Origin of the sequence: Escherichia sp. MOD1-EC5495 (assembly GCF_002965965.1) — a bacterium.
GTDB classification, from domain to species: domain Bacteria; phylum Pseudomonadota; class Gammaproteobacteria; order Enterobacterales; family Enterobacteriaceae; genus Escherichia; species Escherichia ruysiae.
This window is the reverse complement of the sequence record NZ_PTRI01000003.1, coordinates 167,682-193,076: the sequence shown is the minus strand read 5'-3', so window position 1 is coordinate 193,076 and position 25,395 is coordinate 167,682. Positions and strand designations below refer to the sequence as shown.

Below are 25,395 nucleotides of genomic sequence, written 5' to 3'. Positions count from 1 at the left end.
GTTCCTTAGCTTTGCGCGACTTTACGTGGGATAAACTCATTTGCCACTGCTTCGCCTTGCAGGTTCAGCGGCTGCGGTTGGGGAATCTGTGGGATGGCGACATCCAGATGTGGGAACAACAACTCGCCAATCCGATACGCTTCTTCCAGATGTGGATAGCCAGAAAGTACAAAACTGTCGATGCCAAGCGCGGCGTATTCGTTGATTCGCGCAGCGACTGTCAGCCCATCGCCCACCAGCGCCGTCCCGGCACCGCCGCGCACTAAGCCAACACCCGCCCATAAATTGGGGCTGATCTCCAGGTTGTCGCGCTTACCGTTATGCAGCGCCGCCATTCGTTGTTGACCTACGGAATCCGTCCGGGCAAACGCTTCTTGTGCTTTGGCAATCGTCTCATCGTCAAGATGGGAGATTAACCGTTCGGCGGCCTGCCAGGCTTCGTCGTTGGTTTCGCGGACAATTACATGCAGACGAATACCGAAACGGATTTTGCGCCCATGTGCGGCAGCTTTTGCCCGCACTTGTTCGATCTTCTCTTTTACCCGCTCCGGCGGCTCGCCCCAGGTAAGATAAAGATCAACTTGTTCGGCAGCCAGATCCCGAGCGACGTCGGACGATCCGCCAAAGTAAAGAGGAGGATACGGCTGTTGGATCGGTGGAAAGAGCAGTTTTGCTCCTCGCACATGAATATGTTTGCCGTTGAAATCGACGGTTTCCCCCTGCAATAACCGCCGCCAGACCTGAGTAAATTCCGCCGAGGCTTCGTAACGCTCGCTATGATCAAGAAACACGCCGTCGCCTGCCAGCTCTTGCGGATCGCTGCCTGTAACCAGGTTAAACAACGCGCGTCCATTAGAGAGGCGATCAAGCGTGGCAGCCTGGCGAGCGGCTACGGTAGGCGATGTCACACTTGGGCGTAGGGCGACGAGGAACTTAAGCCGTTGCGTCACCGGGATCATCGATGCCGCCACCAGCCACGCATCTTCGCAGGAACGGCCTGTTGGGATCAGCACGCCGGTATAGCCAAGACGATCCGCCGCTTGCGCAATCTGTTGCAGATACCCATGATCAACCGGGCGAGACCCTTCTTCCGTTCCCAGATAATGACCGTCACCGTGCGTGGGTAAAAACCAGAATATATTCAGACTAATAATTGTTTTCCTTCCAGTTGAGTGGGTTGCCAGATGCGTTGACGGATATCGACTTTTTTCGGTACCAGACGATTTTCATAAAACAGGTCGGCAGTGTGTTGCTGTAAAGCAGCAACCTCGGCGTTCACGGGTTTGATGGTGGTAGGGGGGCGATGATCCAGATACGAGGCAATCACCGGTGCCGGTAAGCCCATCGTTTTTGCCAGTAAAGAGATACTTTGCTCGCGCTGGCTGCGGGTTAACGCATCAGCTTCGCTAAAGGTTGTCAGTACGCCCTGAATAAATGCGCCGTTTTTTTCCGCATAGGGACGGGCTGCCAGATAAAACGATCCTGTTTGATTGAGATCGGTGCCATCTTTCAGCACCCGCACGCCGCCCTGCAATAACGCAGCAGAGTAGTAAGGATCCCAGATAGCCCAGGCGTCGACGTTACCCTGCTGGAATGCAGCGCGCGCATCGGCGGGCGTCAGATAGGTCGGCTGGATATCAGTGAATTTAAGCCCGGCCTGTTGCAGTGCGCGCAGTAAAAGGTTGTGCGAACTTGAACCTTTCTGAAACGCGACTTTGTGGCCCTTTAGTTCAGCCACAGTTTTGATCGGGCTGTTTTCGGGCACCAGAATCACTTCGGCTTTTGGTTTCGGCGGCTCGACACCGACATAAACCAAATCAGCACCGGCGGCCTGAGCAAAGATTGGAGGAATGTCCCCCGTACTGCCCAGATCGATACTGCCGACGTTTAACGCCTCCAACATTTGCGGGCCAGCGGGAAACTCCACCCACGAGATTTTGGTTTGCGGATAGCGTGTTTCCAGTAACTGGTGGCTTTTTGCCAACACCATGCTGATGCTGCCTTTCTGATAACCTATCCGTAACGCTTCAGGAGAAGACTCCGCAGCAATCGCGAGCGTAGAGGCGCTGAATAATCCCACCAGCACCAGTTTAAAAATATTACGCATGGGCGTTACCTCGCAGAGAGAGAAAGTCAGGAACCTGGACATCACGGCGGTGCAACGCCTGCCAGAAGGTATCGAGCGCGGTATCAAGACGGGATTGCAGATTCGGCGTGAATTGCGGCTTATGTTGGAAATCAAGCACCTGTGAGTCATCGGCAAATACGCCGTGTAGGATCTCCTGGGCTTTTAGTGCGCTTAAAACTGGTTTAAGTGCGTAATCAACCGCCAGTAGGTGAGCCACCGTGCCACCTGTCGCCAGCGGCAACACCACTTTTCCTTGCAGTGCGCGTTCTGGTAGCAGATCGAGAAGCGTTTTCAGTGCGCCGGAATAGGCGGCTTTGTAGACGGGCGTGGCGACAATCAGCCCATCAGCCTCTTGCAACTGATCGGTGAAGGTCTTGAGTGCCGGACTATCGAAACGGGCATAAAGCAAATCTTCCGGGGAGAAGTTTTGCAGATTCCAGTGATAAACCTCGACATCCAGGCCATTCAATTTTTCTCGCGCATATTCCAGCAAAGAACTGGAGCGAGAGGGAAAGCGAGGACTTCCTGCCAGGGTGATGACACGCATATTCTCTCCTTATAACCAATTGTTCTTGTTTTGTTAACATTGATAACAATTCGCTCAGTCTGTCGGAGGGAAAAGCAAATGCCAAATATAATTTTTGTGTATGTTTTTCTAAAAATGAACTAAAGGATGTTATTAAAATATCACTTGTATTTATTTATTGGGCTGTCGTTTTATATTGAATCAATATATTGCCAATGAGTACCATGAAATTATATTCACTAAATCTATAAGTTAAGAAAATGTCATTTATTTGGGTGAATAGACCCGGTTTAAATAGCGGACAATTATTGATATTATTAAATGCGATGTCATTTATAGGCATTATCATATTTACGAAGAAATCAGGATGATAACGATGAAAAAAAGTGTATTGACGGCGTTTATAACTGTGGTATGTACAACTTCCAGCGTTATGGCGGCTGATGATAATGCCATCACGGACGGTACAGTAACGTTTAATGGTAAAGTCATCGCACCTGCCTGCACGCTGGTCGCTGCGACGAAAGATTCAATAGTCACATTGCCAAATGTCAGTGCAACGAAGTTGCAAAGTAATGGCGCAGTCTCTGGTGTAAAAACTGATGTACCAATTGCATTAGAAGACTGTGATGTTACTGTAACTAAAAATGCTGCTTTCACCTTTAGCGGTACGGCTGACGCCACACAGACTACAGCATTCGCCAACCAGGCTTCTACCGATGCAGCGACTAATGTCGCTCTACAAATGTATATGCCGGATGGTACTACAACAGTGACTCCCGGTACGGAAACTGAAAATATTCAGTTAGCGGATTCTGCTGAGCAAACAGTGACCTTTAAAGTTGATTATATCGCTACGGGTAAAGCGACTTCAGGTAATGTTAATGCGGTAACTGATTTCCATATTAACTATTATTAATAGAACTCATTAATTGTTTTATTAATTAGTACCCCTCCAGTGTTCTGGAGGGGATATTCATATTTTTTAAGAGTACCTATTTATGAAAACTTGCATAACAAAGGGAATTGTGACCGTAAGTTTAACGGTAATATTACTAAACTGTATGTCCGTCTGGGCCGCAGGTAAAGGTGGAGTAGGACTTGCCGCCACGCGTCTGGTTTATTCTGAAAGTGAAGAACAAATTTCACTTGGCGTGCGTAACACCAGTCCTGATGTTTCTTATCTTATTCAGTCATGGGTGATGACGCCGGATAATAAAAAATCAGCAGATTTTATTATTACGCCACCGCTATTTGTGCTGAATCCGGCAAATGAGAATCTGTTACGCATTATGTATATTGGTGCACCGTTAGCAAAAGACAGGGAAAGCCTTTTCTATACCAGTGTGCGTGCCGTTCCTGCCACAACAAAGCGGGAAGAGGGCAATACCCTGAAGATTGCCACGCAAAGTGTTATCAAACTGTTCTGGCGACCAAAAGGTTTACCGTATTCCGTTAGTGAGGCTCCGGCAAAACTGCGTTGCACCTCGTCAGCCGACGTGATTACGGTCAGTAATCCAACGCCTTACTTCATTACCCTTACAAACCTGAAAATAGGTGGGAAAACGGTTAAAAATCAAATGATCTCCCCCGTTGATAAATATCAATTCTCTCTGCCTAAGGGAGCCAAAAACAGCAGCGTAACGTACCAAACAATCAATGACTATGGGGCGGAAACGCCGCAACTCAACTGTAAATCGTAAGTCGTCTTCAGTTAAGAGAGCGAGATGCATAGAACTCAACGACAACACAGCCTGTTAAGCTCTGGTGGAGTGCCATCGTTTATTGGTGGGCTGGTGGTGTTTGTGTCGGCGGCGTTCAATGCACAAGCTGAAACCTGGTTCGATCCTGCCTTTTTCAAAGATGATCCCTCAATGGTGGCCGATTTGTCCCGTTTCGAAAAAGGACAAAAAATAACGCCAGGGATTTATCGTGTCGATATTGTTCTGAATCAGACAATTGTAGATACGCGCAACGTCAATTTTGTTGAGATAACGCCAGAGAAGGGGATTGCTGCCTGTTTAACGACTGAAAGCCTGGATGCAATGGGCGTGAATACTGACGCGTTTCCGGCTTTTAAACAACTGGACAAACAAGCGTGCGCGCCGTTGACGGAGATTATTCCCGATGCCAGCGTGACCTTTGATGTGAATAAACTCCGTCTGGAAATTTCAGTACCGCAAATCGCCATCAAAAGTAACGCTCGTGGCTACGTTCCCCCTGAACGTTGGGATGAAGGGATCAACGCGCTATTACTGGGATATTCATTTAGCGGTGCTAACAGCATTCACAGCAGTACAAGCAGTGATTCTGGCGACAGCTATTTTCTGAATTTAAACAGTGGCGTGAATTTAGGTTCGTGGAGATTGCGCAACAATTCAACATGGAGTCGTAGTAGCGGGCAACCCGCAGAATGGAAGAATCTCAGCAGCTACCTGCAGCGGGCAGTTATTCCATTAAAAGGTGAATTGACCGTGGGTGATGATTATACAGCAGGCGATTTTTTCGATAGCGTCAGCTTTCGTGGCGTGCAACTGGCGTCAGATGACAACATGCTGCCAGACAGTTTGAAAGGCTTTGCGCCAGTGGTGCGTGGTATCGCAAAAAGCAATGCTCAGATAACAATTAAACAAAACGGCTATACCATCTACCAAACCTATGTTTCGCCTGGTGCTTTTGAAATTAGTGATCTCTATTCCACATCGTCTAGTGGTGATTTGCTGGTTGAAATTAAAGAAGCTGACGGCAGCGTCAATAGTTACAGCGTACCTTTTTCCAGCGTGCCATTGCTCCAGCGTCAGGGGCGAATCAAATACGCGGTGACACTGGCGAAATACAGAACCAATAGCAATGACCAACAAGAAAGTAAATTTGCTCAGGCTACGCTGCAATGGGGTGGGCCGTGGGGAATGACCTGGTATGGCGGTGGGCAATATGCTGAATATTACCGTGCTGCGATGTTTGGCATGGGGTTTAACCTCGGCGATTTCGGGGCAATTTCGTTCGATGCAACCCAGGCGAAGAGTACACTGGCAGATCAAAGTGAACATAAAGGTCAGTCGTATCGTTTCCTGTATGCCAAAACGCTTAACCAGTTTGGCACTAATTTTCAGTTGATGGGCTATCGCTATTCTACTTCCGGTTTCTACACACTTTCCGACACTATGTATAAACACATGGATGGTTACGAATTTAATGACGGTGATGACGAAGACACGCCGATGTGGTCGCGTTATTACAATTTGTATTACACCAAACGCGGCAAACTTCAGCTCAATATCTCCCAGCAATTAGGCGAGTACGGTTCGTTTTATTTAAGCGGCAGTCAGCAGACATACTGGCATACGAATCAACAGGATCGGTTATTACAGTTTGGTTATAACACGCAAATTAAAGATGTTTCCCTGGGACTATCGTGGAACTACAGTAAATCACGTGGCCAGCCTGAAGCTGACCAGGTATTTGCGCTGAATTTTTCCTTACCGTTCAGTTTATTGCTTCCAAAGACTAATGATAGCTATACCGCGAAAAAGAATTACGCCTGGGTGACCTCAAATACCAGCGTCGATAACGAGGGACATATAACGCAAAACCTGGGTTTAACGGAGACATTACTCGACGACGGTAATCTGAGTTATAGCGTGCAACAGGGTTATAACAGCGAAGGAAAAACCGCCAACGGCAGCGCCAGCATGGATTACAAGGGTGCGTTTGGTGATGCCAGAGTGGGATATAACTACAGCGATAATGCCCGACAGCAACAGCTTAATTATGCACTTTCAGGCGGTTTAGTTGCCCATTCGCACGGTATTACGTTGGGTCAATCATTGGGCGAAACAAATGTTTTGATTGCTGCTCCGGGCGCAGAAAATACCCGAGTGGCAAACAGCACTGGCCTGAAAACCGACTGGCGCGGCTATACCGTTGTCCCTTATGCCACTTCTTACCGGGAAAATCGCATTGCGCTCGATGCCGCGTCGTTGAGACGTAATGTGGATATTGAAAATGCAGTAGTAAACGTGGTGCCCACCAAAGGGGCGCTGGTATTGGCGCAATTCAGTGCCCATGTTGGGGCCAGAGTATTAATGAAAACATCAAAGCAGGGTATGCCGCTGCGCTTTGGCGCGATGGCAACACTGGATGGCGTACAGACAAATAGCGGCATTATTGATGATGATGGTTCGCTCTATATGTCAGGTTTACCGGCGAAGGGAACGATAACCGTACGCTGGGGCGAAGCTTCCGATCAGGCTTGCCGAATAAGTTATCAACTAACCGAACAGCAAATTAACTCAGCGATTACGCGTATGGAGGCCATATGCAGATAAATTCTATTTCATTATTACGACTGATTTTTGCTGCCGTGTTAATACTTTGGGGCGCTCAAGCCGCTGCTTATACCGGACAGTGCCATGTTACGCAGGGGAACCCTTATATTGGCGTTAATTTTGGCGTTAAAACTCTCGACGAAGAAGAAAATACAGCAGGAGTTGTCAAAGATAAATTTTATCAGTGGAACGAATCGAATGATTATTATGTTTCCTGTGATTGCGATAAAGACAATGTCAGAAGTGGTCTGTGGGCATTCGCTGCTGATTCACCGTTACCCTATTTAGGAGACAGCTGGTACAAAATCAACGACTATCTGGCGGCTAAGGTATTGCTCCAGGTGAAAGGGAATTCTCCAACTGCAGTACCGTTTGAAAATATTGGTACAGGGTCTGACAACCGATGGCATATTTGCGATCCTGGTGGGCAACGATTAGGTGGCCAGGGAGCAAGCGGCAATAGCGGGAGTTTTTCCCTGAAAATATTACAGCCGTTTGTCGGTTCGGTAACCATTCCGCCGATGGCGCTGGCGCGATTATTCGAATGTTACAACATACCCGCAGGTAATTCCTGTACGGCCACAGGTACACCGGTTCTGGTGTATTACCTGTCAGGTACTATCAATTCTTTGGAATCATGCTCTGTTAACGCCGGAGAGACCATCGAAGTGGATTTGGGGGATGTATTTGCCGCTAACTTTCGGGTTGTGGGTCATAAACCACTGGGAGCCAATACCGCAGGTCTATCGATTCCTGTCAGGTGTAATACCGGAAACTCCGGACTGGTTAACGTTAATTTAAGTCTGACGGCAACCAGCGATCCCAATTATCCCCAGGCGATTAAGACTTCACGTCCCGGTGTCGGTGTTGTAGTCACTGACAGCCAGAACAATATTATTTCCCCAGCAGGAGGAACGCTACCGCTCTCAATTCCTGATGATGCGGACAGTATCGCGCGAATGAATGTTTATCCGGTCAGCACGACGGGCGTACCACCGTAAACCGGGCGCTTTGAAGCCACGGCGACGGTAAGAATAAACTTTGACTGACGCGTGAATACATGAAGAAAAATACAATAATTCAGTATGTTGTCTTGTCGTTGACTCTGCTTAATGCACATGTCGGGACGGCTGGACCTGAGCAGGTCAGTATGCATATTTATGGCAATGTGGTCGATCAGGGCTGCGATGTCTCTACTAAAAGCGCATTACAAAATATCCATATTGGTGATTTTAATATCAGCGATTTTCAGACCGCGAATACCGTAAGCACTGCTGCTGATTTGAATATTGATATTACCGGCTGTGCCGCTGGTATTACTGGCGCGGATGTCCTTTTTAGCGGCGAAGCTGATTCCCTTGCACCGACATTACTCAAATTAACCGACACAGGCGGAAGCGGTGGAATGGCAACGGGGATTGCCGTGCAAATTCTCGATGCACAAACCCAGCAAGAAATCCCGCTCAACCAGGTACAGCCGCTCACCCCCTTAAAAGCAGGGGATAACACACTCAAGTATCAACTGCGTTACAAGTCTACAAAGACGGGAGCAACGGGCGGTAATGCGACTGCTGTCCTGTATTTTGATCTGGTTTACCAGTGAAGGAGTGATGTTGAAACGGATAATCTTGATTCTGTGCTTGCTGGGATTAACGGGAGGCGGCACGGTGTTTGCTCATGATGGCACGGTAAACATCAGTGGATCGTTTCGCCGTAACACGTGCGTACTGGCACAGGATAGCAAGCAAATTAATGTACCGTTAGGTGATGTCTCGCTGACGCGTTTTTCTCATGGGAATTATGGTCCGGAGAAATCTTTCATGATTAATTTGCAGGATTGCGGAACAGATGTCAGCACGGTAGACGTCACCTTTTCAGGAATACCCGACGGAATGCAGAGCGAAATGCTGTCCATTGAAAGTGGTACGGATGCAGCCAGTGGGCTGGCTATTGCGATTCTGGATGATGCGAAGATATTGATACCGCTTAATCAGGCGAGCAAAGACTACAGCTTACATAGCGGTAATGTGCCATTAACGTTTTATGCGCAACTGCGACCTGTCGGTGGCGGTGTGCAGTCAGGCAATGTGAGTGCCAGCGCGACATTTGTACTTCATTATGACTAATATCTGGAACAGATTTACGCTGTCTATTTTTGTCGTCTTACTCCTGCTGGTAGCGGGAGAGTTACAGGCGGGGGTTGTGGTTGGGGGAACGCGATTTGTCTTTCCTGCTGACAGAGAATCGATTTCGATTTCACTGACCAATACCAGTCAGGAATCCTGGCTTATCAACAGTAAAATTAATCGCCCTGTACGCTGGGCGGGGGGAGATGCACCTGCCACATCAGCACCATTACTGGCAGCTCCGCCGCTTTTTCTGTTGAAGCCGGGAACCACAGGAACGTTGCGCTTGCTGAAAACTGAAAGCAATTTATTACCTGCGGATCGTGAAACGCTATTCGAATTAAGCATTGCCAGCGTGCCTTCTGGCAAAGTGGAAAATCAAAGCGTGAAAGTGGCGATGCGTTCAGTATTTAAACTGTTCTGGCGACCCGAAGGTTTGCAAGGCGATCCGTTGGAGGCTTATCAACAATTACGCTGGTCACGGACTTCGCAGGGGGTGCAACTGATTAACCCCACGCCTTACTACATCAACTTGATTCAGGTTAGCGTAAATGGTCAACCGCTAAGCAACGCGGGGGTTGTGGCTCCTAAAAGTCAGCGTCAGACAAGTTGGTGCCAGTCAGTGGCGCAGTGCCAGGTCTCCTGGCGGACGATAAATGATTACGGCGGTTTGAGTGAAAAGAAGGAGCAAAATTTGCCCTAAAACAGGTTCAGAAAACGTTTGCGCTTTTTTTGCCACAGGTCAATTCCCTTTTGATCCGAACTCGCACATAATACGCACCCGGTTTGCACACCGGGAATCCAGGAGAGTTCATGTACTACCCCTTCGTTCGTAAAGCCCTTTTCCAGCTCGATCCTGAGCGCGCTCATGAGTTTACTTTTCAGCAATTACGTCGCATTACCGGAACGCCGTTTGAAGCACTTGTTCGACAGAACGTTCCAGCGAAACCGGTTAACTGCATGGGACTGACCTTTAAAAATCCGCTTGGTCTGGCTGCCGGTCTTGATAAAGACGGGGAGTGTATTGACGCTTTAGGCGCAATGGGATTTGGATCGATCGAGATCGGCACTGTCACCCCTCGTCCACAACCAGGAAATGACAAGCCACGTCTCTTCCGCCTGGTGGATGCCGAAGGTTTGATCAACCGTATGGGCTTTAATAACCTCGGCGTTGATAACCTCGTTGAGAACGTTAAAAAAGCACATTATGATGGTGTTCTGGGAATTAATATCGGTAAAAATAAAGATACACCGGTTGAGCAAGGCAAAGATGACTATCTGATTTGTATGGAGAAAATCTACGCCTATGCAGGATATATCGCCATCAATATTTCATCACCGAATACCCCAGGATTACGTACTCTGCAATATGGCGAAGCACTGGATGATTTATTAACGGCAATTAAAAATAAGCAAAATGATTTGCAAGCGATGCACCATAAATATGTGCCGATCGCAGTGAAGATCGCGCCGGATCTTTCTGAAGAGGAGTTGATCCAGGTGGCCGATAGTTTGGTACGCCATAATATTGATGGCGTTATTGCGACTAATACCACCCTCGATCGTTCTTTAGTTCAGGGAATGAAAAATTGCGAGCAAACCGGTGGCTTAAGTGGTCGTCCGTTACAATTAAAAAGCACAGAAATTATTCGCCGCTTGTCGCAGGAATTAAATGGTCGTTTACCGATCATTGGTGTTGGTGGTATTGACTCGGTTATCGCTGCCCGTGAGAAGATAGCCGCAGGAGCCTCACTGGTGCAAATTTATTCTGGTTTTATTTTTAAAGGGCCGCCGCTGATTAAAGAAATCGTTACTCATATCTAATTATTTCTTTCACTTTCTCTTTATAAGATAATCAGGGCTTTATTTTCAGCCCTGGTTGTTTTATATTCATTCCTGTTACTTATTTAGACATTTTGTACTTTTCTTGTTGAGGTTATTAAGCAAAGCGACAATGGAATGTGTTGCAGTGAATTTATAGGGTAGAGGAGAGGCATATGCGAATTAAACCAGACGATAACTGGCGTTGGTATTACGATGAAGAGCATGATCGAATGATGCTTGATTTAGCCAATGGTATGCTGTTTCGCTCACGTTTTGCACGTAAAATGTTGACGCCGGATGCTTTTTCTCCTGCGGGATTTTGCGTTGATGACGCCGCGCTCTATTTCACGTTTGAAGAAAAATGCCGCGACCTTAACTTATCAAAAGAACAAAAAGCTGAACTGGTGCTTAATGCACTGGTAGCGATTCGTTATCTCAAACCGCAAATGCCGAAAAGCTGGCATTTTGTTTCTCATGGCGAAATGTGGGCACCAGCGTCGGGTGATGCTGCCTGTGTCTGGTTAAGCGACACCAATGAGCAGGTCAATTTACTGGTTATTGAATCTGGCGAAAATGCCGCACTGTGCCTGCTGGCGCAACCTTGCGTCATTATCGCCGGGCGCGCCATGCAACTGGGTGACGCCATCAAAATTATGAATGACAGGCTGAGACCGCATGTGAGTTATGACAGCGTCAGCCTTGAACAAGCCGTTTAACTTTTCAGTTTCAATGCAGTCTTCGGTACGCAACTACAGCAAAGAATTGTTCCATCGTCGCTCATAGCTGATTTTTTCAGCGGGGTGACTTCGCCTTCGAGAAGCTGAACACGACAACTTCCACATATGCCGGCACGGCAAGAATAGGGAATACGAATCCCTTGATTTTCTAATTGTTCCAGCAGTACCTGTTGGTTATTACCGCGAAATGCCCGCCCTTGCCAGTTGATATCAACATTCGCATTCGGTTGTTGGGGCGCAGGGAAAGTATCGTCCGTTGCGGCCGCACCGTAGACTTTTGCCGGTGCTGTCGCCAGGATTTCCAGCTCATCGCCAACACGGATAACACCACTGTTACGGGCAATTAAGTTTTGACCGAAATCGACATCGCCGTTATCCTGGGCTGTACGGAAAGATTGCAGCGTTTTTAATGGTTCGCCAGTCGGATGCTTTTGCCCTTTTTCCGGGCTAACGGTGGTGAAAATACAACGGCTACAAGGTTTCACCACATCGAACACCACATCGCCAATACGAATCACTTTCCAGGTGTCTTCTTCCCACGCGGCTACGCCAGAAACAACCAGATTGGGGCGGAATTGTTCCATTTTGACACTTGCCGGACAGCGTTGTTGGAGATCGCGCAATGAAGCTTCATTGACGAGCAGATACGGATAGCCATCAGCGAATGACAGGGGTACAGTGTTGTGGCGTTTTACGCGCCGCGTCATCTGCGGCCCCACCCAGCGCAATTGCACGTCGCGGGAGAAAAATCCGCTTAACCATTTGTTAATCTCATCTGGCGCAATGCGCGCAGTAAAATGGTTACCCCACACTTCCGTTGGTGCGTCCTGTTTGGCGAAATCGGCAAAGCGGACCCACGCGCTGCTACCATCGGGCGCGGTGAGATGTAAGCCGTCATGCACGGGAGAAGGGGTAAACCGTACCATTTGCGGAAACTGGCGAGCGGTAATAAACGTACCGTCAGGTTCTGTCAGCATAAAAATGCGATCGAAGGCCAGCCCGCTGATATCTGCAAGAGCGTGTGTCAGACCGATGCCACGCATGGATTTAACAGGATGAATAAAAAGCCGGGTTAATGTCGCCACGGTGCGGTCCCCAAATGAAAATAAGCCCTCAACTTTATGACATGACGGACTTATTAGCTATAATGCGCAACAATTTTCTTAGAGTAAAAGTGACGATATGAATTCTCTGTTTGCCAGTACGGCCCGTGGGCTGGAAGAGCTGTTAAAAACTGAACTGGAAAACCTGGGGGCCGTTGAATGCCAGGTGGTTCAGGGTGGGGTCCATTTCAAGGGCGACACGCGGCTTATATACCAGAGCCTGATGTGGAGCCGCCTGGCCTCGCGTATTATGTTGCCGCTGGGCGAGTGTAAGGTTTACAGCGATTTAGACCTCTATCTCGGCGTTCAGGCGATCAACTGGACAGAGATGTTTAATCCTGGCGCGACCTTTGCTGTCCACTTTAGCGGTCTGAATGACACTATCCGCAACAGCCAGTACGGCGCGATGAAAGTTAAAGACGCAATTGTTGATGCTTTCACGCGTAAAAATCTGCCGCGACCAAATGTTGATCGCGATGCGCCGGATATCCGCGTTAATGTCTGGCTACATAAAGAAACCGCCAGTATCGCTCTCGACTTAAGTGGTGATGGTTTGCATCTGCGTGGTTATCGTGACCGTGCCGGTATTGCGCCAATCAAAGAAACACTGGCGGCTGCCATTGTGATGCGATCCGGCTGGCAGCCAGGAACACCACTGCTTGACCCGATGTGTGGTTCCGGTACGTTGCTGATTGAAGCAGCGATGCTGGCGACCGACCGCGCGCCGGGCTTGCACCGTGGGCGTTGGGGCTTTAGCGGCTGGGCGCAGCACGACGAAGCCATCTGGCAGGAAGTGAAAGCGGAAGCGCAAACTCGTGCTCGTAAAGGTCTGGCAGAATACAGCTCTCATTTCTACGGTTCCGACAGCGATGCGCGGGTGATTCAACGTGCGCGTACTAACGCCCGCCTGGCGGGGATTGGCGAACTGATCACTTTTGACGTGAAAGATGTCGCGCAACTGACCAATCCGCTGCCAAAAGGACCGTATGGTACAGTACTGAGCAACCCGCCGTACGGCGAGCGTCTGGACAGCGAACCGGCGCTGATTGCGCTGCATAGTCTGTTGGGTAGAATCATGAAAAACCAGTTCGGTGGCTGGAATCTCTCTTTATTCAGCGCCTCACCGGATTTGTTAAGTTGTCTGCAATTGCGCGCAGACAAACAGTACAAGGCGAAAAATGGCCCGCTGGACTGCGTGCAGAAAAATTACCACGTTGCTGAAAGTACTCCGGACAGCAAACCGGCGATGGTGGCGGAAGATTACGCCAACCGTCTGCGTAAGAACCTGAAGAAATTCGAAAAATGGGCGCGTCAGGAAGGGATTGAATGTTATCGTCTGTATGACGCCGATTTGCCGGAATACAACGTCGCTGTTGACCGCTACGCCGACTGGGTGGTCGTGCAGGAGTACGCGCCGCCGAAGACCATCGATGCGCACAAAGCGCGTCAACGTCTGTTCGATATTATCGCTGCGACCATTTCGGTACTGGGGATTGCGCCAAACAAACTGGTGCTGAAAACCCGTGAACGCCAGAAAGGCAAAAATCAGTATCAGAAACTGGGCGAGAAGGGCGAGTTTCTTGAAGTCACCGAATATAACGCGCACCTGTGGGTGAACCTGACGGATTACCTCGATACGGGTTTGTTCCTCGATCACCGTATCGCCCGTCGTATGCTCGGTCAGATGAGTAAAGGCAAAGATTTCCTCAACCTTTTCTCCTATACCGGTAGCGCCACCGTGCATGCGGGATTAGGCGGTGCACGCAGCACCACCACCGTGGATATGTCGCGTACTTATCTGGAGTGGGCAGAACGCAACCTGCGTCTGAATGGCTTAACCGGTCGTGCGCATCGCCTGATTCAGGCCGATTGCCTGGCGTGGTTGCGTGAAGCTAATGAACAGTTCGATCTGATCTTTATCGATCCGCCAACCTTCTCTAACTCAAAACGAATGGAAGATGCGTTTGATGTTCAGCGCGATCATCTGGCGCTGATGAAAGATTTGAAACGTCTGCTGCGTGCAGGTGGGACGATCATGTTCTCGAACAACAAACGCGGCTTCCGTATGGATCTTGACGGACTGGCAAAACTGGGACTGAAAGCTCAAGAAATTACGCAAAAAACGCTCTCCCAGGATTTCGCCCGTAACCGCCAGATCCACAACTGCTGGCTGATTACCGCAGCCTGAAAGGAATAGTAATGTCATTAATCAGTATGCATGGCGCATGGCTGTCGTTCAGCGACGCGCCGCTTCTCGATAACGCAGAATTGCACATCGAAGATAACGAACGTGTTTGTCTGGTGGGCCGTAACGGCGCAGGCAAATCGACGTTAATGAAAATCCTCAACCGTGAACAGGGGCTGGATGACGGTCGGATAATCTATGAGCAAGATTTGATCGTTGCGCGTTTGCAACAAGATCCGCCGCGTAACGTCGAGGGCAGCGTTTATGATTTCGTTGCCGAAGGCATTGAAGAACAAGCGGAATATCTGAAACGCTATCACGATATTTCGCGCCTGGTGATGAACGACCCGAGCGAGAAAAATCTCAACGAACTGGCGAAGGTTCAGGAACAGCTGGATCACCACAACCTGTGGCAGCTGGAAAACCGCATCAACGAAGTGCTGGCGCAACTGGGGTTAGATCCCAATGCTGCGCTGTCGTCACTTTCCGGCGGTTGGTTGCGTAAAGCAGCGTTGGGACGCGCGCTGGTGAGCAATCCGCGCGTGTTACTGCTTGACGAACCGACGAACCACCTGGATATCGAAACCATCGACTGGCTGGAAGGTTTCCTGAAAACCTTTAACGGGACGATTATTTTTATCTCCCACGACCGTTCGTTTATTCGCAATATGGCGACGCGTATTGTCGATCTCGATCGCGGCAAGCTGGTGACCTATCCAGGGAATTACGACCAGTATTTACTGGAAAAAGAAGAAGCCCTGCGCGTGGAAGAGCTGCAAAACGCCGAGTTCGACCGCAAACTGGCGCAGGAAGAGGTGTGGATCCGTCAGGGGATCAAAGCGCGTCGTACCCGTAACGAAGGTCGCGTGCGTGCATTGAAAGCGATGCGTCGTGAACGTAGCCAACGCCGCGAGGTAATGGGTACGGCAAAGATGCAGGTGGAAGAGGCCAGCCGCTCCGGTAAGATCGTTTTCGAAATGGAAGACGTTTGCTACCAGGTTGACGGCAAGCAACTGGTGAAAGATTTTTCTGCCCAGGTTCAACGTGGCGACAAAATTGCCCTGATTGGCCCGAATGGCTGTGGTAAAACCACGCTACTGAAACTGATGCTCGGTCAACTTCAAGCGGACAGCGGGCGTATTCATGTCGGCACCAAACTGGAAGTAGCTTACTTCGACCAACACCGCGCGGAACTCGATCCCGATAAAACGGTAATGGATAACCTGGCAGAAGGTAAGCAAGAGGTGATGGTTAACGGTAAACCACGTCACGTGCTGGGCTATTTGCAGGACTTCCTGTTCCATCCGAAACGAGCGATGACGCCGGTGCGTGCGCTTTCTGGCGGGGAACGTAACCGTCTGCTGCTGGCGCGCTTGTTCCTTAAGCCAAGCAATTTACTGATCCTCGACGAACCGACCAACGACCTTGACGTCGAAACGCTCGAACTGCTTGAAGAGCTAATCGACAGCTACCAGGGGACGGTGTTGTTAGTAAGCCACGATCGTCAGTTTGTCGATAACACCGTTACAGAATGCTGGATCTTCGAAGGCGGCGGCAAAATTGGTCGTTATGTTGGCGGTTATCATGATGCCCGTGGTCAGCAAGAACAGTATGTGGCGCTTAAACAGCCTGTGGTGAAAAAAACCGAAGAAGCGGCAGCGCCAAAAACAGAAACTGTAAAACGCAACACTAGCAAACTAAGCTATAAATTGCAGCGCGAACTGGAACAGCTTCCTCAATTGCTTGAAGATCTGGAATCGAAGCTGGAAGCCTTACAGGCGCAGGTGGCGGATGCCTCCTTCTTCAGCCAGTCTCATGAACATACGCAAAAAGTGCTCGCTGATCTGGCTGCTGCGGAGCAGGAGTTGGAGCAGGCTTTTGAACGCTGGGAGTATCTTGAAGCGTTAAAAAATGGTGGCTGATCGCAAAACAGTTGATTGATATAGAGGCTGATGACAAAGGTAAAATTGCCTGATGCGCTACGCTTATCAGGCATGGGGGAAACTATTTGTATTCTCTCAGACCGGTAAAGGCACCTATGCTGCATCCGGCATGAAAAAAGGACACTTTGTCAGCAATCTGTAGAATAGCGCATCATTAAGGAGTACCAATGTGCGAACATCATCATGCCGCGAAGCATATCTTATGCTCGCAGTGTGACATGCTGGTGGCATTACCCCACCTTGAGCATGGTCAGAAAGCGGCATGTCCTCGGTGTGGCACAACGTTAACCGTTGCGTGGGACGCGCCCCGGCAGCGTCCTACCGCCTATGCGTTGGCCGCACTGTTCATGCTGTTGCTGTCCAACTTATTCCCTTTTGTGAATATGAACGTCGCAGGAGTTACCAGTGAAATTACATTACTGGAAATTCCGGGCGTGCTGTTTTCTGAGGACTACGCCAGCCTCGGCACTTTTTTCTTGTTGTTTGTGCAACTGGTTCCTGCATTTTGCCTGATTACCATTCTGCTTCTGGTGAATCGCGCCGAATTACCGGTACGTCTGAAAGAGCAACTGGCACGGGTGCTCTTTCAACTCAAAACCTGGGGAATGGCAGAGATTTTCCTCGCGGGTGTGCTGGTCAGTTTCGTCAAACTGATGGCCTACGGCAGTATTGGTGTGGGCAGCAGTTTTCTCCCCTGGTGTTTATTTTGTGTGCTGCAACTGCGCGCCTTTCAGTGCGTTGATCGTCGCTGGTTGTGGGATGATATTGCGCCGATGCCAGAACTACTTAAGCCGTTAAAACCGGGCATTACGGGTATCCGACAAGGATTGCGCTCTTGCTCTTGCTGTACGGCGATCCTTCCCGCCGATGAAACGGTGTGCCCGCGTTGCGGCACGAAAGGATACGTTCGGCGCAGAAATAGCCTGCAATGGACGCTGGCGCTGCTTGTTACGTCCATCATGCTGTATCTCCCGGCTAATCTATTACCCATCATGGTGACCGATTTATTAGGTTCGAAGATGCCGTCGACAATTCTCGCCGGGGTCATCCTGTTGTGGAGTGAAGGTTCTTACCCTGTTGCTGCGGTTATCTTTTTAGCCAGTATCATGGTGCCAACGTTAAAGATGATCGCCATCGCATGGTTGTGCTGGGATGCCAAAGGGCACGGCAAGCGTGACAGCGAAAGAATGCATTTAATTTATGAAGTTGTTGAGTTTGTAGGCCGCTGGTCGATGATTGACGTTTTCGTGATTGCGGTGCTCTCGGCGCTGGTGCGTATGGGAGGTTTAATGAGTATTTATCCGGCAATGGGTGCGTTAATGTTTGCTTTAGTCGTCATAATGACAATGTTTTCTGCGATGACGTTTGATCCACGCTTGTCGTGGGATCGTCAACCTGAATCAGTGCATGAGGAGTCCTGACAGTATGGAATCTAATAATGGGGAAGCCAAAATCCAGAAAGTGAAGAACTGGTCTCCCGTGTGGATATTTCCTATCGTCACGGCGCTTATAGGGGCGTGGGTTCTTTTTTATCATTACAGTCATCAGGGGCCGGAAGTTACCCTGATCACCGCGAATGCGGAAGGGATTGAGGGCGGCAAGACTACCATTAAAAGCCGTAGTGTTGACGTCGGCGTGGTCGAGAGCGCAACGCTAGCCGATGATTTGACGCACGTTGAAATCAAAGCGCGCCTGAACGCCGGTATGGAGAAGCTGCTGCATAAAGATACCGTCTTCTGGGTAGTAAAACCGCAGATAGGTCGAGAAGGTATTAGTGGCCTGGGCACACTGCTTTCCGGTGTGTATATCGAACTGCAACCGGGGGCGAAAGGCAGCAAACAGGCAAGTTATGATTTGCTCGATTCGCCACCGCTGGCACCGCCTGATGCGAAAGGTATTCGTGTGATTCTTGATAGCAAAAAAGCCGGACAACTCTCGCCGGGAGATCCGGTGCTGTTCCGTGGCTATCGGGTAGGTTCGGTTGAAACCAGCACCTTCGATACGCAAAAACGCAATATCAGCTATCAACTGTTCATCAATGCGCCTTATGACCGGTTGGTGACCGGCAATGTTCGCTTCTGGAAAGATAGTGGCATTGCGGTTGATCTGACGTCAGCGGGAATGCGCGTAGAGATGGGCTCGTTGACAACGCTACTCAGCGGCGGCGTTAGCTTTGACGTGCCGGAAGGTCTGGATTTAGGGCAGCCTGTTGCGCCGAAAACCGCATTCGTTTTGTATGACGACCAGAAGAGCATTCAGGATTCGCTATACACCGATCACATTGACTATCTGATGTTCTTTAAAGATTCGGTACGCGGCTTGCAGCCTGGCGCTCCGGTAGAATTCCGGGGTATTCGCCTGGGTACAGTAAGTAAAGTACCTTTCTTTGCGCCGAATATGCGTCAGACATTTAATGATGATTACCGTATTCCGGTACTCATTCGCATTGAACCGGAACGGTTGAAAATGCAGCTTGGCGAAAATGCGGATGTCGTTAAGCACCTTGGAGAGTTGTTGAAACGTGGTTTACGCGGATCGCTGAAGACCGGAAATCTGGTCACTGGCGCGCTCTATGTTGATCTCGATTTCTATCCAAATACGCCAGCAATAACCGGTATTCGTGAATTTAATGGTTATCAGATTATCCCGACCGTTAGCGGCGGTCTGGCGCAAATCCAGCAACGTCTGATGGAAGCATTAGATAAGATCAACAAGCTGCCGTTGAATCCGATGATTGAGCAGGCGACCAGTACGCTGTCTGAAAGCCAGCGCACGATGAAAAACCTGCAAGCGACGCTGGATAGCATGAACAAGATCCTTGCCAGCCAGTCGATGCAGCAGTTGCCGACGGATATGCAGTCAACGTTGCGTGAGCTGAATCGCAGTATGCAGGGCTTCCAGCCTGGCTCCGCAGCCTACAACAAGATGGTGGCGGATATGCAGCGGCTTGATCAGGTGTTGCGTGAACTGCAACCGGTGCTGAAAACGCTTAATGAGAAGAGTAACGCGCTGGTATTTGAAGCGAAGGACAAAAAAGATCCAGAGCCGAAGAGGGCGAAACAATGAAAAAGTGGCTAGTGACGATTGCGGCACTGTGGCTGGCCGGATGCAGCTCCGGCGAGATCAATAAAAACTATTACCAGTTACCTGTTGTGCAGAGCGGTACGCAAAGTACCGCCAGCCAGGGCAATCGCCTGTTATGGGTAGAGCAAGTCGTTGTTCCAGACTATCTGGCGGGGAATGGGGTGGTTTATCAGACCAGTGATGTGAAGTATGTGATTGCCAACAACAACCTGTGGGCCAGCCCGCTGGATCAACAGTTGCGCAACACCCTGGTTGCTAATCTGAGTACGCAGCTCCCCGGTTGGGTGGTTGCCTCCCAGCCTCTGGGAAGCGCCCAGGACACGCTCAACGTAACCGTAACGGAGTTTAATGGTCGCTATGATGGCAAGGTCATTGTCAGTGGCGAGTGGCTGTTGAACCACCAGGGACAATTGATCAAACGACCGTTCCGTCTGGAAGGGGTGCAAAATCAGGATGGCTACGATGAAATGGTCAAAGTGCTGGCCAGTGTCTGGAGTCAGGAAGCCGCTGCTATTGCGCAAGAGATAAAGCGTCTACCTTAATTATAAATATTTGTAAATATAACCGTCTCCGGCATGTAGCCTGAGGCGGTTTTTTTGTTTAATCCATCGAGAAAAACTTGTTCCGCTTCACATTTTTTGTACAACCAACATGCCTGTATGGCTCACAAATATGACAGTGGCGTGAATTTTGCGCATTGACGGCAGTTATGATTCGCGGTATTGCTTAACTGTGATTGCACATTTAGTAATCACTGTTTTCTTTTCCACCAGAAACCAGTATGAGGGAAACGAGGCATGAAGAGACAAAAACGAGATCGCCTGGAACGGGCACATCAACGTGGTTATCAGGCCGGCATCGCCGGACGCTCAAAAGAAATGTGTCCCTATCAGACGCTGAATCAAAGGTCACAATGGCTGGGAGGCTGGCGAGAAGCCATGGCGGACAGGGTAGTAATGGCCTGATTCTGTCTCTTTAAAAAGAAACCTCCGCAATGCGGAGGTTTCGCCTTTAATATGTAGCCTGATTTAAATCAGAATGCAGAAGTATCCTGGAACAGACCGACTTTCAGGTCGCTGGCGGTATAGATTAGACGACCATCTACCAGCACTTCGCCGTCTGCCAGACCCATGATCAAGCGACGGTTAACAATGCGTTTAAAGTGAATACGGTAGGTCACTTTTTTCGCGGTAGGTAGAACCTGACCAGTGAACTTCACTTCGCCTACACCCAGTGCGCGGCCTTTACCTTCGCCGCCCAGCCAGCCAAGGTAGAACCCTACCAGCTGCCACATCGCATCCAGACCCAGACATCCCGGCATTACCGGATCGCCGATGAAGTGGCAGCCGAAGAACCATAGGTCTGGATTGATATCCAGTTCTGCTTCGACATAGCCTTTGTCGAAGTTACCGCCGGTCTCGGTCATTTTGACCACTCGATCCATCATCAGCATGTTTGGTGCTGGCAATTGCGGGCCTTTAGCGCCAAACAGTTCTCCGCGACCAGAGGCAAGAAGGTCTTCTTTTGTATAGGATTCGCGTTTATCTACCATGTTCTCTGTAAGCCTTATTTTAGTGAAGCACGCAGGATAGCTAACACGTGTACGCTGAACAAGTCCGATCAGTTCGGAATAAACCAGTTCAGCCAACGTAATGGCCATGGAAAACGGTGACGTCCTTCCTGTTGCGATGCTTGCGCAATACGTTCCTGGATAGTTTGCATCAGCGTTGTCTGGCCTTCGCCATCCCACACAAGATTTAATAATAACGGCAGTGCGTCAGTCACATCGTCTACTGCCCAGATGGTGAATTTGCCTTCCTCTACCGCTTTCACAAGTTCACTGTGAAGACTTAAATGGCGAACGTTAGAGGTAGGGATAATGACACCTTGTTTCCCCGTTAACTCACGTTGCTGGCAAATCGCAAAGAAGCCTTCGATTTTCTCATTCAAACCACCGACCGGTTGGGCGCGACCGAACTGATCGACTGAACCCGTAATAGCGATACTCTGATTCACCGGCACATCGGCAAGGGCGCTTATCAGGGCGCAGAGTTCAGCCATCGAGGCACTATCGCCGTCCACTTCACTGTATGACTGCTCAAAAGTTAGCGATGCTGAGAAAGGGATCTGTTGCTCAAGCTGAAGCTCCGACATCAGGAACGCCTGCATGATCATCATCCCTTTAGCGTGTATGTTGCCGCCAAGCTCGGCTTTGCGTTCGATATCGGTAAACTCGCCATCACCTATATGCACAACGCAGCTAATGCGAGAAGGTTCGCCAAAAGCGCGCGGATGGCCCGGAAATTCGATGACCGAAAGGGCGTTAATTTGCCCGATGCGTTCGCCTTCGGTTTCAATCAGGATCTGCTCCTGAAGGATCTCATCCTGCATCCGTTCGGCGAGGAAACCTTCGCGCCATTCACGCTGCTGTAGCATTAAGTTTAGCTGCTCGCCGGAGAAGGTATCGCCATCGCACAAGGAAGCGACTTCTTTACACTGGCGGAGGATCCACTGCGGGCTAAGCGGCAGCGTTTCTTGTTCACCGGTGTAGCGGACGGCTTCGCGGATAAGTACCGGCCAGGCATCAGTTCCCGGCGCAGGCAAGTGGTTATGTCTGGCGGTGAATGTCACCCAGCGACACCACTGGCTTACTGACTCGGCGTCGATAATCTGAAGGGTATCTTCAAATTCACTATAAATAGCCTGCTCAGAGAGTTCTGGCTCCATCTCCTGGAAATCGGCCAATGATTCGCGTTCGCCGACCAGAACGACTTTCAGCTTCAGTGGCATTGAAGGAACGGAGACAGGGAGAGGACGCGACTCATCAAACGCTACCCAGTCAAAATATTCGCGGTTAACGATATTTTTCAGCCGCATCCACAGCAGAGGTTGCGCCAGCAGAGTACGCAAAGAGATGATGAGAATACCGCCATTTGCCTGATGCACCAGGCCTGGCTGCAAGGTAATGTCGCCATTAAACTGGCGCAGGCAGCCAAAGACTTGTTCTGCTTCTACCCAGTCGGCAGCGACAACCTGCGTTAAAGTCGCAAAATTATCATCTGCGCTAACTGCGTTACGTAAGCGAATGGTGTGGCCGGAAATCTCATAATGACCGCCCACCAGTTGGCCTGCATCGCTTTGTAGCGCACGTGCGGCATCGGCAATAAGATTCAGATACTCAGACTCATTCGGGGCCTTTGCCAGCATAAAAGAGGAGGATGCTCGCGTATGCAGTAGCTGTTCCAGCGCAAATTGCAGTCGCGGTTGAGTATCACTGAATAAAGGATCGTTTTCGTCAATCAAATGTGGCTGTGCAAATACTTCCTGATAGCTTTCGGTATCAGGCACTAAGTCACGCCATGCAAGTTTCGTAATGGTCAAAGTTGATGTTTTTTAGTCTGTTGTCAAAGATGCGATTATACCGTAACCGGCACTTCAGCACACGTGGAAAGCGATGACAAAAGACCTGTCGTGCGCGCGAAAGCTCACAGGATGGAGATTCTTTTCATCACACAGTTAAAAAACTGATATTCTGTAAAGAGTTACACGGTAACATTGAGATCGCTATGAAATATCAACAACTTGAAAATCTGGAAAGCGGTTGGAAATGGAAGTATCTGGTGAAGAAACACCGTGAAGGGGAGTTAATTACCCGTTACGTAGAAGCCAGTGCCGCCCAGGAAGCCGTTGACGTGTTGCTATCGCTGGAAAATGAACCCGTGCTGGTAAATGGCTGGATTGACAAGCATATGAATCCAGAGCTGGTCAATCGCATGAAGCAGACAATTCGGGCCAGACGGAAACGCCATTTTAATGCGGAACATCAGTACACGCGTAAGAAATCAATCGATCTGGAATTTATTGTCTGGCAACGGCTGGCAGGTCTTGCACAGCGGCGCGGTAAAACACTTTCCGAAACGATTGTCCAGCTGATTGAAGATGCGGAAAACAAAGAGAAATATGCAAATAAAATGTCTTCTTTGAAGCAGGATTTGCAGGCCTTACTGGGTAAGGAATAACTTGCCAGGGTTATTTACTTTACTGAAGACGAAAAAAAACCCCGCATGAAGCGGGGTTTTTTACCAGACGAGAACTTAAGCCTGCGGCTGAGTTACAACGTCTTTGATGCCTTTAACTTCGATCTCTACGCGACGATCCGGAGCCAGGCAGTCAATCAGTGCAGCGCGTTGTTTCACGTTGTCACAGGTGTTGCCGGTAACCGGGTTGGATTCGCCCATACCACGTGCGGAGATCTTGTCAGACGGGATACCTTTAGAGATCAGGTAATCAACGACGGACTGAGCACGACGCTCGGACAGACCCTGGTTGTAAGCATCAGAACCGATGCGGTCAGTGTAACCCAGAACAACTACGGAACCGTCTTTCGGATCCAGGTTGCTCAGCTGGCTGTACAGCTGATCCAGAGCAGCCTGACCTTCCGGTTTCAGGGTTGCTTTGTTGAAGTTGAACAGAACGTCAGACTTCAGAGTGAAGTGCTTGGTCTGTACTTCTGGAGCCGGAGCCGGAGCCGGAGCAACTACCGGAGCTGCTTCGCCCTGACCGAAACGGTAGGAAACACCCAGGCTCAGCAGACCGTTGTCCGGACGAGTACCGATGGTGTGTGCGTCACCGATGTTGTTGGTCCACTGGTATTCCAGACGGGTAGCGATTTCAGGAGTGATCGCGTACTCAACACCACCTGCGAATACCGGGGAAACGCCGGTGTCGTGGTCTTTAAAGGATGCGCCACCAGGTACGTTAGCCTTGGTGTCTGCACGCCATACCATACCACCCAGACGAGTGTAGATGTCCAGATCGTCAGTGATTGGGTAACCCAGTTTAGCGGTCAGCTGAACGCCCTGAGCTTTGTATGCGCCATTGATGTTGTCGCCTTTGTACGGCATACGACCTAACCAGTCGTAACCCATTTCAAAGCCAACATACGGGTTAACCTGGTAACCACCAAAAGCACCTGCACCCAGTTGGTTTTCGTGGGTCGGACCATTGTTAGGAATGAAACCAGTGTCATGGTACTGGGACCAGCCCAGTTTAGCACCAGTGTACCAGGTGTTATCTTTCGGAGCGGCCTGCGCTACGGTAGCGAAACCAGCCAGTGCCACTGCAATCGCGATAGCTGTCTTTTTCATTTTTTGCGCCTCGTTATCATCCAAAATACGCCATGAATATCTCCAACGAGATAACACGGTTAAATCCTTCACCGGGGATCTGCTCAATATTAACTCTACCGATATCTTCGGCTTATGCCGAGCACCCCTGGCGATGTAAAGTCTACAACGTAGTTGAAAACTTACAAGTGTGAACTCCGTCAGGCATATGAAAAAAAAGATTTGTATAAGGCGCGTTTAACCTTTTTTGTTAACGACACTTTACAGCATAAAATCGCGGAAACC

The 25,395-nt window shown here is 49.6% G+C and carries 23 protein-coding genes; 16 read left to right on the top strand and 7 right to left on the bottom strand.

Going from position 1 to position 25,395, the window contains the following annotated elements; all coding sequences use genetic code 11:
- Positions 1-5: 5 nt before the first annotated feature.
- The 3 genes from ssuD to ssuE are packed head-to-tail and all read right to left on the bottom strand — an operon-like array spanning position 6 to position 2,675.
- Positions 6-1,151 (bottom strand): FMNH2-dependent alkanesulfonate monooxygenase, encoded by a 1,146-nt coding sequence (ssuD, locus tag BEG40_RS04185; protein ID WP_105284933.1) that lies wholly within the window; start codon positions 1,149-1,151, stop codon positions 6-8.
- A complete protein-coding gene (gene ssuA, locus BEG40_RS04180; protein ID WP_105284932.1) occupies positions 1,142-2,107 on the bottom strand; it encodes an aliphatic sulfonate ABC transporter substrate-binding protein SsuA in 966 nt (321 codons plus the stop codon). Before ssuA ends, ssuD begins: the two co-directional genes overlap by 10 nt.
- Entirely contained in the window at positions 2,100-2,675 is a 576-nt protein-coding gene (gene ssuE, locus BEG40_RS04175) for an NADPH-dependent FMN reductase (protein WP_001263940.1), read from the bottom strand. Before ssuE ends, ssuA begins: the two co-directional genes overlap by 8 nt.
- Positions 2,676-3,030: 355 nt before the next feature.
- Between ssuE and BEG40_RS04165 the strand changes: the two genes are divergently transcribed.
- The 9 genes from BEG40_RS04165 to zapC all read left to right on the top strand — a co-directional run bounded on the left by BEG40_RS04165 (position 3,031) and on the right by zapC (position 11,648).
- Positions 3,031-3,573, top strand: a complete 543-nt coding sequence (locus BEG40_RS04165; RefSeq protein ID WP_000750302.1) for a fimbrial protein — start codon at positions 3,031-3,033, stop codon at positions 3,571-3,573.
- An 82-nt stretch (positions 3,574-3,655) separates the two neighbouring features.
- Complete coding sequence (locus tag BEG40_RS04160; RefSeq protein ID WP_016158009.1) at positions 3,656-4,357, top strand: fimbrial biogenesis chaperone; 702 nt, start codon at positions 3,656-3,658, stop codon at positions 4,355-4,357.
- Positions 4,358-4,381: 24 nt separating this feature from the next.
- Positions 4,382-6,982 (top strand): fimbrial biogenesis usher protein, encoded by a 2,601-nt coding sequence (locus BEG40_RS04155; protein WP_105284931.1) that lies wholly within the window; start codon positions 4,382-4,384, stop codon positions 6,980-6,982.
- Positions 6,973-7,983 (top strand): fimbrial protein, encoded by a 1,011-nt coding sequence (locus BEG40_RS04150; RefSeq protein ID WP_105284930.1) that lies wholly within the window; start codon positions 6,973-6,975, stop codon positions 7,981-7,983. The genes BEG40_RS04155 and BEG40_RS04150 overlap by 10 nt, the downstream gene beginning before the upstream one ends.
- A gap of 59 nt (positions 7,984-8,042) precedes the next feature.
- Positions 8,043-8,585: a fimbrial protein gene (locus BEG40_RS04145; RefSeq protein ID WP_016231655.1), complete on the top strand. Its 543-nt coding sequence runs from the start codon at positions 8,043-8,045 to the stop codon at positions 8,583-8,585.
- Between the two features lie 7 nt (positions 8,586-8,592).
- Positions 8,593-9,108 carry a fimbrial protein gene (locus BEG40_RS04140; RefSeq protein ID WP_000919390.1) on the top strand — a complete coding sequence of 172 codons (516 nt, stop codon included), beginning with the start codon at positions 8,593-8,595 and terminating at the stop codon, positions 9,106-9,108.
- Positions 9,101-9,811, top strand: a complete 711-nt coding sequence (locus tag BEG40_RS04135; protein ID WP_010348853.1) for a fimbrial chaperone — start codon at positions 9,101-9,103, stop codon at positions 9,809-9,811. Before BEG40_RS04140 ends, BEG40_RS04135 begins: the two co-directional genes overlap by 8 nt.
- A gap of 110 nt (positions 9,812-9,921) precedes the next feature.
- Positions 9,922-10,932, top strand: coding sequence for a quinone-dependent dihydroorotate dehydrogenase (pyrD, locus tag BEG40_RS04130; RefSeq protein ID WP_010355464.1), 1,011 nt, complete (start codon positions 9,922-9,924; stop codon positions 10,930-10,932).
- A gap of 173 nt (positions 10,933-11,105) precedes the next feature.
- Positions 11,106-11,648: a cell division protein ZapC gene (gene zapC, locus BEG40_RS04125; protein ID WP_001220664.1), complete on the top strand. Its 543-nt coding sequence runs from the start codon at positions 11,106-11,108 to the stop codon at positions 11,646-11,648.
- Here zapC and BEG40_RS04120 read toward each other — a convergent pair.
- Positions 11,645-12,754 carry a YcbX family protein gene (locus BEG40_RS04120; protein ID WP_105284929.1) on the bottom strand — a complete coding sequence of 370 codons (1,110 nt, stop codon included), beginning with the start codon at positions 12,752-12,754 and terminating at the stop codon, positions 11,645-11,647. The two genes, zapC and BEG40_RS04120, sit on opposite strands and share 4 nt — an antisense overlap.
- Before the next feature lie 97 nt (positions 12,755-12,851).
- Between BEG40_RS04120 and rlmKL the strand changes: the two genes are divergently transcribed.
- The 6 genes from rlmKL (at position 12,852) to rmf (ending at position 20,949) form a co-directional block, all read left to right on the top strand.
- On the top strand, positions 12,852-14,960 hold the full coding sequence (gene rlmKL, locus BEG40_RS04115) for a bifunctional 23S rRNA (guanine(2069)-N(7))-methyltransferase RlmK/23S rRNA (guanine(2445)-N(2))-methyltransferase RlmL (RefSeq protein ID WP_105284928.1): 2,109 nt from the start codon (positions 12,852-12,854) through the stop codon (positions 14,958-14,960).
- Between the two features lie 11 nt (positions 14,961-14,971).
- Positions 14,972-16,879, top strand: a complete 1,908-nt coding sequence (locus BEG40_RS04110) for an ABC transporter ATP-binding protein (protein ID WP_105284927.1) — start codon at positions 14,972-14,974, stop codon at positions 16,877-16,879.
- 188 nt (positions 16,880-17,067) lie between these two features.
- On the top strand, positions 17,068-18,321 hold the full coding sequence (gene pqiA / locus BEG40_RS04105; RefSeq protein ID WP_000333155.1) for a membrane integrity-associated transporter subunit PqiA: 1,254 nt from the start codon (positions 17,068-17,070) through the stop codon (positions 18,319-18,321).
- A 4-nt stretch (positions 18,322-18,325) separates the two neighbouring features.
- Positions 18,326-19,966 (top strand): intermembrane transport protein PqiB, encoded by a 1,641-nt coding sequence (gene pqiB, locus BEG40_RS04100; protein WP_000445526.1) that lies wholly within the window; start codon positions 18,326-18,328, stop codon positions 19,964-19,966.
- Entirely contained in the window at positions 19,963-20,526 is a 564-nt protein-coding gene (gene pqiC / locus BEG40_RS04095; RefSeq protein WP_000759125.1) for a membrane integrity-associated transporter subunit PqiC, read from the top strand. Before pqiB ends, pqiC begins: the two co-directional genes overlap by 4 nt.
- Before the next feature lie 255 nt (positions 20,527-20,781).
- The gene (gene rmf / locus BEG40_RS04090; protein ID WP_000828648.1) at positions 20,782-20,949 is read left to right on the top strand and encodes a ribosome modulation factor; all 168 of its coding nucleotides are present in this window, start codon (positions 20,782-20,784) and stop codon (positions 20,947-20,949) included.
- 68 nt (positions 20,950-21,017) lie between these two features.
- Here rmf and fabA read toward each other — a convergent pair whose 3' ends face one another.
- A complete protein-coding gene (fabA, locus tag BEG40_RS04085; RefSeq protein WP_000227927.1) occupies positions 21,018-21,536 on the bottom strand; it encodes a bifunctional 3-hydroxydecanoyl-ACP dehydratase/trans-2-decenoyl-ACP isomerase in 519 nt (172 codons plus the stop codon).
- A 68-nt stretch (positions 21,537-21,604) separates the two neighbouring features.
- Positions 21,605-23,365, bottom strand: coding sequence for an AAA family ATPase (locus BEG40_RS04080; RefSeq protein WP_105284926.1), 1,761 nt, complete (start codon positions 23,363-23,365; stop codon positions 21,605-21,607).
- Positions 23,366-23,550: 185 nt separating this feature from the next.
- Here BEG40_RS04080 and matP point away from each other — a divergent pair, with 185 nt between their 5' ends.
- On the top strand, positions 23,551-24,003 hold the full coding sequence (matP, locus tag BEG40_RS04075; protein WP_000877169.1) for a macrodomain Ter protein MatP: 453 nt from the start codon (positions 23,551-23,553) through the stop codon (positions 24,001-24,003).
- Positions 24,004-24,078: 75 nt separating this feature from the next.
- Here the strand turns inward: matP and ompA are convergent, their stop codons facing one another.
- Positions 24,079-25,131 (bottom strand): porin OmpA, encoded by a 1,053-nt coding sequence (gene ompA / locus BEG40_RS04070; RefSeq protein ID WP_016158018.1) that lies wholly within the window; start codon positions 25,129-25,131, stop codon positions 24,079-24,081.
- Positions 25,132-25,395: the final 264 nt, after the last annotated feature.